Below are 15,327 nucleotides of genomic sequence, written 5' to 3' on the forward strand. Positions count from 1 at the left end.
CACAGTACAGTGACCAGGAAGATTTGCCGCATCCCGCTGTCGGAATTAACTTCGGCCCCGCTGGACGGTCCCCTGCCCGTTGTCAGCAAGCAAGAGATCCTCGACATGCTGCCCGACTTGGCCTCGACGAGAGGTAGTTCTGAACAAGATCGAAGGTCTGGCCATCCTGCCTTTAAGCGAGGCGTTTGTGATGACTGACAATGACGGCGTCGACGATGCCGCACCCGGCGTTTGGAGGTGCCTTTTTCTTCTGCAATCTTAGAAAACGTTAGCCATCGACGATCATCACCAGCCACTGACGCACTTTGATGACACTGTGAACAGGTATTTGATCAATCTGGGGCGGCTCATCGCCAAGATGCAGTTTCATTTCCACGCCTTTCCGGTGCATCCGGTATAGCGCTGCTATGGTTGGTTCAGCGTTGGGTTCCACCCAATTTGCATTGGAACAGCAAGCGCTAAGCTCACTTCAGAATTGGGTGTTTCGCGATGCTTTCAGCACCTACGGACACCATTTGTTTGAACGTATCTTCTACTTCCAACACGCCGCAATCAGGGATTATTATTATTTATCAGATACTTAAATTTGATAACTCTTATTACTAAAATTTTAGTTTGACAGCAGCGCCGAATATAACCGATGCTGTTTGCCATCCGGTCTGCACCGGATCACATAATCTTTGGGAGGAGACAGATGCGGAGACATCTACTTTCCGCCGTGGCGGCAGCGGCCGTCATTGCGGGGCATGGTCCTGCTTGGGCCGACGAAGCCGCAGCACAACGTTGGATCGACGACGAATTCCAGCCATCGACCTTGTCGAAGGGCGAACAGTTGTCCGAAATGAAGTGGTTCATCGATGCTGCACAACCGTACTCGGGAATGGAAATCAATGTCCTGTCCGAGGGTATCCCGACGCATTCCTATGAATCCGAAGTTCTGACCAAGGCGTTCGAGGAAATAACCGGGATCAAGGTCAATCACCAGATTCTCGGCGAAGGTGAAGTGGTTCAGGCTGTTCAGACTCAGCTGCAAACCGGACGGAACCTGTATGATGGCTATGTCAACGACAGCGACCTGATCGGGACACATTCGCGCCTGCAGTTGGCCTATCCGCTGACCGATATGATGGAAGGTGATTGGGCGGCGACAACCTCGCCAACGCTGGATCTGGATGACTTCATGGGCATTCAGTTCACCACCGGCCCTGATGGCAAGCTGTATCAATTGCCTGACCAGCAGTTTGCGAACCTATATTGGTTCCGCAAGGACTGGTTCGATGACGAAGCCAACAAGGCCGCGTTCAAAGAGAAATACGGCTATGATCTAGGCGTTCCGGTCAACTGGTCGGCCTACGAAGACATCGCCGAGTTTTTCACCAATGACGTAAAAGAAGTCGATGGCACCACGATCTATGGCCACATGGATTATGGTAAGCGCGCGCCTGACCTCGGCTGGCGCATGACTGACGCCTGGCTGTCGATGGCCGGCGCCGGTGACGTGGGTGAACCGAACGGCGTTCCCGTCGACGAATGGGGCATCCGCATGGAAGCGGGCACTTGTAACCCTGTTGGCGCATCCGTTTCGCGTGGTGGTGCTGCGAACGGCCCGGCTGCGGTCTATGCGATCCGCAAGTGGGATGAATGGCTGCGGGCTTATGCGCCTCCGGGTGCGGCGTCGTATGACTTCTACCAGTCGTTGCCAGCGCTTAGCCAAGGCAACGTGGCTCAGCAGATCTTCTGGTACACCGCCTTCACCGCAGACATGGTGAAGCCGAAATCCGAAGGCAACAACACCGTGGATGACGAAGGCACGCCGCTGTGGCGGATGGCGCCCAGCCCGCACGGCCCCTATTGGGAAGAAGGCCAGAAGGTTGGTTATCAGGACGTGGGGTCGTGGACCTTCCTGAAGTCGACGCCTGCGGATCGTGCTCAGGCGGCTTGGCTCTATGCCCAATTCGTGACGTCCAAGACTGTCGACGTGAAGAAATCCCATGTGGGCCTAACCTTCATCCGCGACAGCTCGGTCAACCACGAGTCGTTCACCGAGCGCGCACCCAAGCTGGGTGGTCTGGTCGAGTTCTACCGCTCACCCGACCGTGTGGCATGGTCACCGACCGGCATCAACGTGCCGGACTATCCGAAGCTGGCCCAGATCTGGTGGCAGCAGATCGGTGACGTGAACTCGGGCGCCTTCACCCCGCAAGAGGCGATGGACCGTCTGGCAGAAGAGATGGACATCACTATGGCCCGGATGCAGGCCGCTGACGAAAGCGCCGGTGTCTACGGTGGCTGTGGCCCGCGTCTGAACGAGCCGCAGGATGCCGCCTTCTGGTTGGAAAAGCCGGGCTCGCCCAAGGCCAAGCTTGAGAACGAAAAGCCGCAGGGCCAGACCGTCAACTATGACGAACTGGTTCAGCGCTGGCAGTCTCAGTAAGCAAACGAAACCGGGGGTGCCGTGTGCGGCATCCCCACCCCAAGGCCAGTGCGACGCACTGAAGGACCGGAACCCACGGACATGATCGAACTTAAAGACGCCACCAAACGGGTTGGCAATGTCATCCATATCAAGCCTACGAACCTGACGCTCAAGACTGGCCATTTCAATGTGCTGTTGGGCGCTACGGGGTCGGGCAAAACCTCGCTGATCAAGATGATGGCCGGGCTGGACCCGATCGCCTCGGGCAAAGTTCTGATGGACGGGCAGGACGTCACCAAGCTGAACACGCAAAAGCGGCAGATCAGTTTGGTACACCAGTTCTTCGTGAACTACCCGCATATGACCGTTTTCGACAACATCGCCTCGCCCTTACGCGTGGCGGGGATGGCAAAATCCGAAATCGAAGGCCGTGTCGAAGAGGCCGCCGACTTGCTGCAGTTACGCCCAATGCTGCAGCGCCGTCCGCATGAGTTGTCAGGCGGCCAACAGCAGCGTACAGCACTGGCCCGCGCGATTGCAAAGGAAAGCCGCGCGGTGTTTCTTGACGAACCACTGGCCAACCTAGATTACAAGCTGCGTGAAGAACTGCGTGAACAATTGCCCGACCTGTTCGCTGGGCGCGGGGCAGTGGTCGTCTATGCTACGTCGGAACCGGAAGAGGCGTTGATGCTTGGCGGCTACACCGCCTTGATGGAGAACGGGCGCGTCACCCAATTTGGCCCCACCTCAGATATCTATCGCAACCCCGAGAACATCTCTGCAGCTCGTGTGTTCTCTGACCCGCCCATCAATGTGGCGCGCATCACTGTGTCTGAAGCGCAGGCGCAATTGGTCGGCGGTGGTGGCTGGAAAGTCACCGATATAGCCGATGGTGACTACTTGGTCGCCGTGCGTCCGCACCGGGTGACCCCGTTCCGCTCTTCCGACGCCGACGTGGAGCTGACCGGGCGTGTCATCGTGACCGAGCTTTCGGGCTCGGATTCCAGCGCGCACTTCCAACATGGGGATGAGGCGTGGGTATCCCTGGCCTCGGGTGTCCATCCCTATCAGGTGGGTGAAGACCACAGCTTCTACATGAACCCGGCCCATTGCCGGTATTTCGGCCAAGACGGCAAAAGGATAGCCTGACATGGCACAGATCAAGCTTGCAAACCTGCGACACAGCTATTTCCCCAATCCCAAGGGGCCACAGGATTACGCCCTGAAGGAAATCGACGTCACCTGGCGCGACGGCGGGGCCTATGCGCTGCTGGGACCATCAGGATGCGGCAAGTCAACGCTGCTGAACATCATCTCGGGGTTGCTGACGCCTTCCGAGGGACAAATTCTGTTCGATGGTCAGAACGTTACTGCCTTGCCCCCAGATCAACGCAACATTGCGCAGGTGTTCCAATTCCCGGTGATCTACGACACGATGACTGTGGGCGAAAATCTGGCCTTCCCGTTGAAAAACCGGGGAGTCGACCCTGCAACGATCAAACGTCGCGTCGATGAGATTGCAGAGATGCTGGATGTTACGGATATGTTGAATACCCGGGCCTCAGGTCTGAGCCCGGACAACAAACAGAAAATCTCGATGGGTCGTGGGTTGGTGCGCGACGACGTGAACGCGGTGATGTTCGATGAGCCGCTGACTGTTATCGACCCACATCTGAAATGGAAACTGCGGTCCAAGCTGAAAGAGCTGCACCAGCGCGTCAAAGCCACGATGATCTACGTCACGCACGACCAGACCGAGGCGCTGACCTTCGCGGACGAAGTAGTCGTGATGCAGGAAGGCGAAGTCGTGCAGATCGGCACCCCTGTGGAACTGTTCGAACGCCCTCAGCACACATTTGTCGGCCATTTCATCGGCTCACCCGGCATGAATGTGCTGCCATGCGAAGCGAAGGGCGATCGGGCCCTGTTCGAAGGCCATGAAGTGATGCTGGAAGGCCAGACCCACGGTGACGGAGGCCGCACCGATCTGGGTATCCGGCCTGAATATATAAGCTTTGGCGAAACCGGCATCCCTGCCCATGTCACCAAGGTCGCAGATATCGGGCGACACTATGTGGTCAGTGCCATGGTCGGTGATACGCCGGTGAAAGCCGTAGCAGAACACAATGCGCCCAACCCTGGCTCACATGTGTACCTGCAATTCAAACCCGAACAATCTCGCGTCTACCGCGACGGCTGGATCGCAACCGAGGAGCGGACGCAATGAGAACGGAAAACCAAAAAGCATGGTTCTTTGTCCTGCCGGTGCTGGCGCTGGTCGCGTTTAATGCGCTGGTGCCGATGATGACGGTGGTCAACTATTCGGTGCAGGAGACCTTCGGTAACAACCAGTTCTTCTGGGAAGGACTGGGCTGGTTCGAACAGATCCTGCGTTCCGACCGGTTTCAGGCAGCTCTGGGACGGCAGTTCCTGTTCACCTTTCTGATCCTGCTGATCGAGGTGCCGCTTGGTATCATCGTGGCGCTTTCCATGCCGCGCAAAGGGTTCTGGGTGCCGGTCTGTCTGGTCCTGATGGCCCTGCCGATGCTGATCCCGTGGAACGTGGTCGGCTCGATGTGGAATATCTTTACTCTGCCCAAGATCGGCTTGCTGGGGTACTTCCTGAATGACGTCCTGGGCATCAACTATGACATGACGCAGCAACCTTTGTCGGCCTGGATCACGGTCATCGTGATGGATGTCTGGCACTGGACCTCATTGGTCGTGCTGCTGTGCTATGCCGGCCTCGTGTCGATCCCGGATGCCTATTATCAGGCTGCTAAGATCGACGGAGCGAGCCCTTGGTCAGTATTCCGTTATATTCAGCTGCCCAAGATGAAAACCGTCCTAACCATCGCCGTTCTGCTGCGGTTTATGGACAGTTTCAACATCTATACCGAGCCTTTCGTTCTGACGGGCGGCGGTCCCGGCAACTCAACCACCTTACTGTCGATCGACCTTGTGAAGATCGCGCTGGGACAGTTCGACCTTGGCCCTGCGGCCGCGATGAGCCTGATCTACTTCGCCATCACGCTGCTGGTCAGCTGGGTCTTCTACACTCTGATGACAAAGGATGACGCGCAATGAAAAAGCGGTCCCTTATCCCGATCCTCTATATCGCGTTCCTGATGCTGCCGATCTATTGGCTGGTGGCGATGTCCTTCAAGACCACGAACGAGATCCTGTCGGGCTTTTCCCTGTTCCCCCAGACCTTCACGCTGGAGAACTACATTACCATCTTCACCGATCCGACGTGGTATTGGGGCTATATCAACTCGATAATCTACGTGACGATCAACACGGTGCTGTCGGTCTGTGTAGCGCTGCCAGCGGCCTATGCGTTCTCGCGCTATCGGTTTCTGGGCGACAAGCAGTTATTCTTCTGGCTGCTGACCAACCGGATGGCGCCAGCGGCGGTGTTCGCGCTGCCCTTCTTCCAGCTCTATTCGTCAATCCACCTGTTCGACACCTATCTGGCCGTGGCGCTCGCGCACACGCTGTTCAACGTGCCGCTGGCGGTCTGGATTCTCGAAGGCTTCATGCGCGGCATCCCGAAAGAATTGGATGAGACAGCCTATGTCGACGGCTATTCTTTCCCGCGCTTCTTCGTGACGATCTTCCTGCCCAACATCAAAGCGGGTGTCGGCGTCGCGGCCTTCTTCTGCTTCATGTTTTCATGGGTCGAGATGTTGCTGGCCAAGACCCTCACCGCGGTCGAGGCCAAGCCCATCGCCGCCGTGATGACCCGCACCGCCTCCAGCGCGGGGTATGAGTTGGGTCTGCTGGCAGCAGCCGGAACACTGACCATTATCCCTGGTGCCATTGTCATCTGGTTTGTCCGCAACTACATCGCGCGCGGTTTCGCGATGGGCCGTGTGTGAGGTTCGATATGCGTAGACTTCTTCTCACCCTCCCCTTCCTGCCTTCGATGGCATTCGCCCAGCAAGCCGGATGGGGCAATGTTGGCCAGCAAGAGGAAAAGGGATTCTCGTGGATCGCCCCTCTTTGGCCTGATTTCTGGATGGCCTGGACCCCGGCGACGTTGGCGGTATTCGTGGGTATCTTCGCGGCCATCGCACTAATTGGACTATTGGAAGGGTTCAAGTTCCGCGACGGCCTTGAACGTCGCGGTGTACTTGGTCTGACAACCACGTTGGGCGATCGGTTGTTCATAACACTGCTCGGCTCGACCTATATCTTCCTGGCCTGGCTTGGGCTGGTAGGCCAACCTGTATGGACGCCTCTTTTCCTGTCCATCGGTTGGGGCGTCTTCGTCTTCTGGAAAGTTTAAGCTTTGAGAAACAGCGAAAGGATGCTTGTCTGTCAGGCATACTAAATAATGGCGACACCGAGATCGATGCGAAAGAAAAAGACAACAAATCTTCTGACCGACGTGGAACTTGAGTTCATGAACGAACTCTGGGCGCTTGGTCAGGGCTCGGTCCGTGAAGTCCTTGATCGCCTGCCACCTGATCGCAATCTGGCCTACACTTCCGGAGCCACAATTTTGCGTATTCTTGATGAAAAGGGCTTTGTCGAAAGCGAGAAGAACGGCAAGTCGCTGATCTACAGACCCCTTCTGGAGAAGGACAGGTATCAGTCGCGGTCGTTGCAGAATTTGTCCCGGACCCTGTTTGACGACACGCCCGCAACTCTGGTGGCAAGGCTGGTCGATGATGAGGGGCTGACAGAAGATGATCTAGAGGAGATTCGAGCACTGGTAGAGAGGAGACTGCAAAATGACAGCGGTTAAACCGGTTCTCGATGCGTTTCTCGAGTTCAACATAGTGCTTGGATTGTCGGCGCTGATCTGGCTGGCCGTGCGCGGAGGCCTTGCGCTGACGCCCATGCGGTACGGCTTTGTTGCTCAGCTTCGTTCGCTCAAGATACTCTGCATCGGCGTTATGCTCAGCCCGGTTCTGGCGATGGGTGTTTCGGGTTTTGTTGCTCAGGTATGGCCCGGACGGGTTGTTGCGCTGGGGGATATCGCAGTGGCAGCCTATTTGCGCGGCGAAATCGCAATGCCGGCTGCGCAGTTCGAAACCCTTCTGAACACGCGCGAACGCTGGGTTGATCATGTCATGTCAGGCGGCTCTGTTTTTGTGACTTGTGCGTTGATTACACTGGTTTTGGTGGCGGCTGTTCTGGCAATTCGGGTTGCCCTCAACGCGCTTGCAATTCGCAACGCTGTAAGCTCCAGCTTTCTATGGCGACAATCGGCCAAAGTGGACATTCGTCTTTCGGATCGCGTGACCGTACCCTTTGCAGTACGCGGCCTTCGTCGCCGCCACGTTGTTTTGCCCAGCCATCTACTGAACTCGCCACGCGATCTGCGCTTTGCTCTGGCGCACGAGTTTCAGCACATCCGCGCATTGGACGTGGAATGGGAACTGGGTTTCGAGCTTTTGCGCCCGTTGCTGTTTTGGAACCCGGCCTATCTGGCTATCAAGCATCAGTTTGACCGGCTTCGCGAATTGGCCTGCGATCAGTCTGTCGTCTCGCGTAAAGGGATTGACGCGACCGACTATACCGCCTGTTTACTGGAATACTGCACACGATCGGTTAAGCTAAAAAGCCCTCGCATTCTTCATGTGGCCTTGGTTAACGGGCCGAAAGCAAAGCGCGTTCTGCGACAGCGTGTGATCGCCCTGACCGATGCACCAGTGACGACGACCCAGTTGTCGGCCATTTTCCTTGGGTCGACGCTTTCCCTTGTTGTTGTGCTTGCAATTGGTTCGGCCTCGGTTCGTCAAACTCAGGATTGGAGCCATGATCGTCTTATGCTTTCGACGGTTGTAAACCTTGAACGGCTGGAAGCTCGTAATCAGGGGAATTAACTGGCGGTAGTTTATGTCCAATGCGGGCTGGGGGGTTACACTTGCGGTTACTGCTAGCAAGTTAGTCGCAGATTCTGCGCTAAAGTGCTGCTGATTTTCAATAAGTCTGGTTTTAAGGTATCGCTGTCAGCGGCTTTAGCGCTGGCGTCCGCGTTGCTCGATTTTGATCGACCGAGAACGATTCGATAGCAATTTATGCCATTCCAACCTGCTACAACACAGCATCGCCATTTCTAAATGAAGGTCTGGTTATACTTCGGTGCTGTGAACGTTCCAAGTTTGGCAGAGAGCCCTTACCACGCCTTCTTATCCGCTATGTGAGCCATTGAAACGCCCCGAAGACGATCTGCCAGCGTACTTTGTCATTCAGCATAGTGAGTGTGTTGTAAACCTTCGTTGTCCCAATTGATCGTGGACAACCGCGCCCGCAGTTGCGCCGGAAACATTCGATGATTTGATTTGCCTGTCGGGGCTGAACCCTTGGGATGCGAAGCAGCTTCTACTCAGAAACCCGCGAACTTCTCAGCGCTGTTCCAATAAAGTTCGCCTTCTATCAGCCCTGACTGCACAAATCACGGATGGAATGCCATCATCAGAAGTGCCTTTCTGCCTCTTTTTCATCCATCTTTAGCAGCGATCTTCCATCTGCGAGGTATCCGCAGGCTGCATCTCAACCCATCCACAACTCATTGCGTTTGGAAGCAGCAATCTTGTCTCGAATGCGCTCTGCGGTCACCTCTCGTACAAACTGCGCAAAGCGAGCAAGACGCTCAGCGTCAATCGTCCCATGCTGGTTGCTTTATTGAATCTTCAAGAACTTCTGGATCGAACTTACTTTAACACGCAGGTTCTCGGGGCTTCCGCACGTAATCTCAGCAAACTACCCGTGATCAATTCTGCGATTTCTAACGCCTCAGCTGGCTTGAGATCACGCTGCAATGGCAAATTAATCATGGTTCCTGGCCATTCTGCAGCATGACGTGGGCCGATGCAGCGCCTTGCATTAAATGCTTGGTGATCAGGGCAATGATATTCGATGAGATGCCCCAATTGGACACCATTCTTACGCAAGTCCTCAATGAGGACGGGTGCGAATTTGGTCCGAACGGCAAAATGCGAGTAACTGGCGCCAGCAAGGTTGGGTGGCAGGATAAAATCCTCTGCTTCAGTCGCAGACAATGCGTCAAAATATATCTTCGCGACCGCACGCCGATGCGCGACAATGTCTTTGTACTTGCCGCATTGCAGTTGCCCGACCCGCGCTTCTATAGCTGTCATCCCGTCGAGATAGTCTGAAGGCATCATAACGGTTTCTTCAGAATAGTAGGTTGTGAACTTACTTAAGGCGCCAATACGCTCAAGCCAGTTTACTGCACCATATACCGGACGGGTGAATGCGGTCCAAGCCGCCAGCACATAAGCTCTGCGTGCAAGGTTTTTCTTTACTCCCGGGGCGCGTATCTGCTCGCCACAAAGCACTCGCAGGCGTTCGGCAAGCGCCACGTCGTTTGTTGTAACCATGCCACCAAAGATCGAGGACATCGTCTTGGATATGTTGAGTCCGAAGAAGGCCGCATCACCCATTGCTACCACCGATTCCCCGTCCCACTCGGCTGCAAAGCTGTGGGCGCAGTCCTGGATTACTTTGATCTGCGGATGACGCGCACGAAATGACGCTAGTTTCTTAGCATTTATGGGATGTCCAAAAATCGAGGTTGCGACAAAGGCGCTTGTACGTGGGCCGACTGCTTCTTCCAGCAGATCAAAATCCACGTTGTAGTCAGCAGCCGAGCAATCGACGAATACAGTTTGGTTGCCACTTTTTTCGATCGCTTCGGGAACGACAAGGCAGGTGTAAGATGGGCACAGCACTTCGTCTCCTTCAAAACCAAACGCTTTCAGCAGCATGATCAGGCCAGTGCGCCCATAAGGCATTGCAATGGCATACCGCTGGTCAAAGAGCCCAGCAAAATCTAATTCGAACTTTGCGATTTCCTTTTCACGCCCAAGTAATGGGCTGAATGCAGCACGAAGCTCCGCGGCACCAAAATCCGCCTTGAAACGCGGTATCATCGGGTATCGTCCGATCTTTGCCAATATCCTTGGCTGGCCATGTGTATCGCCCTGAATTTAGAGGCTTTGGTTTGCTTGTAACCGGCAGGTGCTTGAACCGTATCTTGCAGGTTCAGATCGTGACCAAGGGTTATCAACCGTGTAACTCTACCCTTCGCCTTAGGCACTTTGGTGACAAGGAAGGCAGCGAGCGCTTTTTTGATCGTATTTCCCAATGCGACAGTGCGGAAAAAGGTAAGTGACAGTATTCGAAGAATGATAAAGCGGAAAGGAGTTGGTAACTGTGCACGTGCTGGCCGCAGATCTGATGAAATCTGCACCGTAGTATCCAGAACTTGAAGTTCGGAATTCTGATCCAGGAATTGCGAAGTCAAAGGCGCAGACCCACGTTTGGTACAAACTGTGCCCTCGTCTTCGCGGACAGCTATGCCGTTTTGGAAATGAAGCAAGGCGCCACCTTTCTTTGTGGCGATGACGGTGTAGTGTGTCTCCCCTACGTCGATCAACAATCCAGCATCTTCAAAATGAACCCGAAGGCCGGCTTGCGTGGCGGGAAGGCCCAAGGGGGTTGGGCGGCAGCTGTTGGCGCGCCGCTCAACAGCTGCCCAGACGTAATCATTGAATAGCGGAACCAAATTATGGGCATCCATAGTATCCAGCGTAACCAGTGCATGACGAGAGATCGAGTTGCGAACAAAAATCGCCATGCTGTGTGCTGACGGCATTTCGTGGGCAAGCGCCTCAAATCCGGCAGGAAAGCAGAACCGGGTCATACGACTGCCATAAACTCCGCCGTATGACCCGTCGGGATGTGCAAAATGCATCAAAAAAGTACATCCTTGTTCCAACGCATCACCAAGTGCCCAATCAGGGCGCCGCTTATGCACCTCGGCAAGCGCACTCATAAGCCAACTTTGATAGCCCGGATCAGCCCCATTATACTCACGGAACCAGCCTTCGGTCGAACGATGCTGCAGAATTCGGTTCATAAACTCCTTCGCACGTACGCTTTGGTCTTCGCCTGTGCGGTCTTCCCACATTACCAGCGCAAGGACCGCAACGGCGAGATGGTTTGATATGATCCCGTGAAACTCGTCTTGGCGATGCAGAAATGCAATCCACGGCGCCACGACGGCCTCGACCGCTTGCTGCTCTTGTGCCGTCAGTCGGTCGCCGAGCAGATCCAGCGCAGTCAGGACGTCCGCAGCAACAAGAGCGGTGACGCAAAATGACCCTTCATTTGGAAGCGCTTCAGATAGTGATCCGTTACGATCGGTAGCTTCATTCGCTCCGTGGATGATCTGTATGATCCGTTCGATCACCGATCTCGCGCTAATCCCATCCGGCAGGAGATCCGCGCAGACAAGCCGCGCGAGCCCGTTAACCGCACCTTGTTGTGTGGCATTGGGAAAGTCCTTGAGTTTCCACGCCCAATAAGTTCGATCACCCATACCAAGCGTTGGCGAAAGCGAGTCTGTGTCAAAGAGTGCCAGAAGTCGTGGCAATGCCCTGTGCACCTGTTGAAGATATGGGCAATGGACCTTGTCTATCATTAAAGATCTTCCTTGGAGCCAGGCAGGCGAGACAGGAGATAGGTGTAGTCGTCCCCCCAGCCGTAGTCCTTAGGGTGAAACACTCTCTGATGCCAGACCACCGTGGCGATCCCGTGCACGGCTTTCACCTCGTCCAACCACCGATCGATTGTGGCACGTCGCGTTTGCTCGTCTGAAACATGATAATCGAACAAATGTGAATCCATAAGGATCATGGGTATACTACGCAAGTGATCTGAGGCGCGCTTTTCTGGTGCTATCCACGCCGGTATGCACATTGCTGCACCATTGCGAAATCCTGGGCGATCATTGAAACCTAATGTGGTATCACGCAATAGCCCCGCCTTTTCTTGCGCCCGCCAGGTGTCTGCCCAACTGAAGCGCAGCCAATGCTGGCGGATTTCTACGACCGACAAACCTGTTGCTGAGCGTATGCGATCCATTTCGGCGCGCAATTGTCCTGCATCGGCAAACACGTCGAAGGATGGATGGACTCCGATCGTAAAGCCGTTCGCGGCCAATTTGCGCAACTCATGTGCAATTGACGGAGATGTCACATCATAGCCGGGATCCATCAGATAGCGTTTTGGCCCGCGTATCCGTCGCGATTTTCCACCGTGGAAGTTGAATGTGCTGACCTGTCCGAAACTTTGCTCAAGGGCAGCAATATGCGCCAAGTAATTATAATCGGCCGGACGCAAGAAAAAACCAGTCCCTTTGACCAATCGCTTTACAGCGTCACGAAGCGCACCTTGCCGTGCAAGTTTGAGGGCGTTGAACCCGTCAAAGGCCAGCGCTTTGATCCTTATTGGCAAGGTTTTTTGTAATGCATCAACATCATGCGTGAGCAAAATTTCCGCCCCACGTAACGCACCAAACATATCAGCTTCGTTTCGCCCTGCCTTCCGGGCAGCCCAGCGCCGCAGAAAAAGTAGAATACGGTTTACCCAAGCATGGTCCCAGAGTGATGTAAGTGTCTTAGGTAGCCGATAGGCATAGGAATGACAGGGGCCCATTCTCTGTTCGTAATGGCGTTCAGCTTCGCAAGTCAGAAATGAAAAACAAGCGCGCCACCAATCGCAGCACTCCCAGTCCGCACCTTCACCTGTTACACAAAAGGCTGGCACCATCAGGTGCGAGGGCTGGCCGACACCAATATCCGCGGCCCAGTCCGGCAGGCAAATGCGGACAAGCGGCCAATCGAATGGCTTTGAAGTAGTCGGTATTGGAAGGTCAATCAGGGCATCCTTCGTCGCCTCGGCACAATAGCGCTCAGCACTTTGCAAGACGAACTGGACAACCACATTATTAGACATGAGGGGTCTCACAAAAAGGACTAGAACAGCACCCAGTTAGCAGATATAGAACGGAAGCACACCCTTGCTGATCGCAGTTCCGACACCGTGAAAGACCTCCATGAAAAAACCTGCGCTGGCAACCCTTTGCGGGTCTCTATGAAATTTGGCACATCCTAATGCAACGTCATGAGTTCGCGGTTATATGGCTGTGTATGACCGCTCTGGCGGTATTCGCTTACCTTGGGCACACCTATTTCCTTGAACTAGACCTCGTTGTAGCTTGGGGTGGGTTCTCGGCCGTGGATTTCGCGAATTCGGTACTTTACCCTGAGAACTTCCCTAAGGACTACCCTGGTGGTGCCGCCTTTATCGGCAATTCACTGCTTGTTTGGATTTATCCCTTTGTCGCTAGCTATCTAGGCATTCAGCCTATCGTCGCTATGTACATGATGATCGCTTGCGAAGTCGTGGTATTGATCGCTGGCGCTGTTTTGATCCTGAGAACACTTTTACCGCAAACGCTTCCGTACAGTTTTGTTCTGCTTGCCATCCTTTTTTTAGCAAGTAGCGCCCGCCAGATTGATCTTGCAAGATTTGGCACACCATTCTTGGTCGGACAATTCTACGTTTTTGCCGACATGCTGCGACTAGCGGCGCTTTGCGCGCTTTTGACCCATAGATATGTGTTGATGGCGGTCCTTCTGATGGCCGGCTTTACCATCCATCCGTCCATGACAGCGCTGACCCTTCCGGTTCTGTTTTTTGCTTTCCTGATTGACAAGTCCGAGTTGAAACGGCCGACACCGTGGATCGCGGCTGTTGTATCCGTCACATTTTCTGCGATCTGGTTTTTTGAATTCGTCGCGTCACAATCACTGACGGGGCCAGAAATACCTAAAATTGAGTATATCGAGTTTAGTCGCCTCTTCAACTTTCATTGGTATCTGTCCGATTTAGGCATGATTCTACCAAACCCGGACAGGGTGCTTCTGCCCTTCATGGGGCTTGTTTTGGTGGGTGTCGAGGCATTGAGGCGCACGCCCGAACTGGGTGATCTGCGCCGCAAGCAGATCCTGGTGATGATTTCCGTAATTTGTATCGTTAGTTTGTTTGGCTTGCTGGCAGCCGAACATAAGTGGAGTGTAACACTACTAAAGATATCACCTCAGCGACTAAGTGCATTTGGTGCGCTGCTTTTACTACCGATCATAGTTCATCGTCTGTTTCGCGATTTGCTGGGCGGCAATTATGGGTTTGTTTTGATTGGCATTGCTTTTCTCGCGACAGCGCTGTTTCAGAAATATCCATATTCAATCGTGCTTGCGCTTCTCTATGCCAGTCCGGTCATCGGTGCCATTGTGCACCGACCTAAGTTGTGGTCCTACGAAACGGCGGTTGTCCTGTTTGCCTTACCCCCAGCCTTACTGCTGGCCCTTCACTTTCATGCTGGATATCAATTGTCGTTTGCTAGATATTTCGGTACGCCATGGCTCTTTGCTTTATCCTTAGTTGGGGTTGCATTAATCCTCATTCAATCAGCTACCTCAATTAAGCTGTGGCATTTACCGAATTGGCTGGCGCGGCTGACCGCGCTCAGCATTCTGCTAATCAGCATGATTCTGTCTTTTCTATGGATCACTGAACGCTACACACTAACAGAAAATCGTCGCACCACGGCATCGGAATACAAAGAAGTACAACTATGGGCGCAGAGCAACTCTGACCCAACCGATCTATTCATGACCGATCCCTGTATTTCATATGGTTGGCGTGATTTCTCGCAGCGCAGCTCTTGGGGTAGCATTCAAGAATTCCTCAAGAATGGATGGCTCTACTCAGGGAATTTGAACAATTTCGACGAAGGGTTGGCGCGTGCTAAAAGGATCGGTATCGATAGTCGCAAAATGTTGCAGGAGGATCCATCAAGTATCCGACGGAACTTTCGAAATGTCTGTAGTATTGCACGCAGGATATACTACGCGCAGGACCTAGACTGGATGACCAACATGGTCCGTGACTATGAAATCGATTATTTTGTATACCTAAAAGAACACGCCGTGGATGGTCCGCGCTATACACCAGTATTCGAGAATGATACCTTTTTCGTTCTCGACGTGGCCAGCCTAAATGCATCCTAATTCCGACTTGCT

General features: G+C 54.1%; 12 protein-coding genes and 1 pseudogene. 9 read left to right on the top strand and 4 right to left on the bottom strand.

The features are described from left to right. Window positions 1–694: 694 nt before the first annotated feature. From ACR0I1_RS13820 to ACR0I1_RS13855, 8 genes are all read left to right on the top strand, one after another. On the top strand, window positions 695–2,434 hold the full coding sequence (locus ACR0I1_RS13820; RefSeq protein ID WP_480706915.1) for an ABC transporter substrate-binding protein: 1,740 nt from the start codon (window positions 695–697) through the stop codon (window positions 2,432–2,434). Between the two features lie 81 nt (window positions 2,435–2,515). Beyond that, on the top strand, window positions 2,516–3,565 hold the full coding sequence (locus tag ACR0I1_RS13825) for an ABC transporter ATP-binding protein (protein ID WP_480706916.1): 1,050 nt from the start codon (window positions 2,516–2,518) through the stop codon (window positions 3,563–3,565). Between the two features lies 1 nt (window position 3,566). Further along, complete coding sequence (locus ACR0I1_RS13830; protein WP_170401961.1) at window positions 3,567–4,643, top strand: ABC transporter ATP-binding protein; 1,077 nt, start codon at window positions 3,567–3,569, stop codon at window positions 4,641–4,643. Further along, the gene (locus ACR0I1_RS13835; protein ID WP_170392846.1) at window positions 4,640–5,503 is read left to right on the top strand and encodes a carbohydrate ABC transporter permease; all 864 of its coding nucleotides are present in this window, start codon (window positions 4,640–4,642) and stop codon (window positions 5,501–5,503) included. The genes ACR0I1_RS13830 and ACR0I1_RS13835 overlap by 4 nt, the downstream gene beginning before the upstream one ends. Next, complete coding sequence (locus ACR0I1_RS13840; RefSeq protein WP_058280831.1) at window positions 5,500–6,297, top strand: carbohydrate ABC transporter permease; 798 nt, start codon at window positions 5,500–5,502, stop codon at window positions 6,295–6,297. Before ACR0I1_RS13835 ends, ACR0I1_RS13840 begins: the two co-directional genes overlap by 4 nt. Before the next feature lie 8 nt (window positions 6,298–6,305). Then, a complete protein-coding gene (locus tag ACR0I1_RS13845; RefSeq protein ID WP_170636976.1) occupies window positions 6,306–6,707 on the top strand; it encodes a DUF2160 domain-containing protein in 402 nt (133 codons plus the stop codon). A 66-nt stretch (window positions 6,708–6,773) separates the two neighbouring features. Further along, window positions 6,774–7,169, top strand: coding sequence for a BlaI/MecI/CopY family transcriptional regulator (locus tag ACR0I1_RS13850; protein ID WP_008759241.1), 396 nt, complete (start codon window positions 6,774–6,776; stop codon window positions 7,167–7,169). After that, on the top strand, window positions 7,156–8,253 hold the full coding sequence (locus ACR0I1_RS13855) for a M56 family metallopeptidase (RefSeq protein ID WP_480706917.1): 1,098 nt from the start codon (window positions 7,156–7,158) through the stop codon (window positions 8,251–8,253). The genes ACR0I1_RS13850 and ACR0I1_RS13855 overlap by 14 nt, the downstream gene beginning before the upstream one ends. Before the next feature lie 673 nt (window positions 8,254–8,926). On the opposite strand, the pseudogene ACR0I1_RS13860 reads toward ACR0I1_RS13855, so the two are convergent. The 4 genes and pseudogenes from ACR0I1_RS13860 to ACR0I1_RS13875 all read right to left on the bottom strand — a co-directional run. After that, window positions 8,927–9,060, bottom strand: a pseudogene (locus ACR0I1_RS13860) (recombinase family protein); the annotation flags it as partial. 24 nt (window positions 9,061–9,084) lie between these two features. Next, window positions 9,085–10,326 carry a DegT/DnrJ/EryC1/StrS family aminotransferase gene (locus tag ACR0I1_RS13865; protein ID WP_480706918.1) on the bottom strand — a complete coding sequence of 414 codons (1,242 nt, stop codon included), beginning with the start codon at window positions 10,324–10,326 and terminating at the stop codon, window positions 9,085–9,087. Further along, window positions 10,323–11,777 carry a hypothetical protein gene (locus ACR0I1_RS13870; protein ID WP_170802029.1) on the bottom strand — a complete coding sequence of 485 codons (1,455 nt, stop codon included), beginning with the start codon at window positions 11,775–11,777 and terminating at the stop codon, window positions 10,323–10,325. Before ACR0I1_RS13870 ends, ACR0I1_RS13865 begins: the two co-directional genes overlap by 4 nt. 101 nt (window positions 11,778–11,878) lie before the next feature. Continuing rightward, window positions 11,879–13,195 (bottom strand): polysaccharide deacetylase family protein, encoded by a 1,317-nt coding sequence (locus ACR0I1_RS13875; RefSeq protein ID WP_480706919.1) that lies wholly within the window; start codon window positions 13,193–13,195, stop codon window positions 11,879–11,881. A 194-nt stretch (window positions 13,196–13,389) separates the two neighbouring features. On the opposite strand from ACR0I1_RS13875, the gene ACR0I1_RS13880 reads away from it, so the two are divergent. Next, the gene (locus tag ACR0I1_RS13880; RefSeq protein WP_480706920.1) at window positions 13,390–15,315 is read left to right on the top strand and encodes a hypothetical protein; all 1,926 of its coding nucleotides are present in this window, start codon (window positions 13,390–13,392) and stop codon (window positions 15,313–15,315) included. The last annotated feature ends 12 nt before the right edge of the window (window positions 15,316–15,327 follow it).

This window comes from Ruegeria sp. B11, assembly GCF_056539785.1.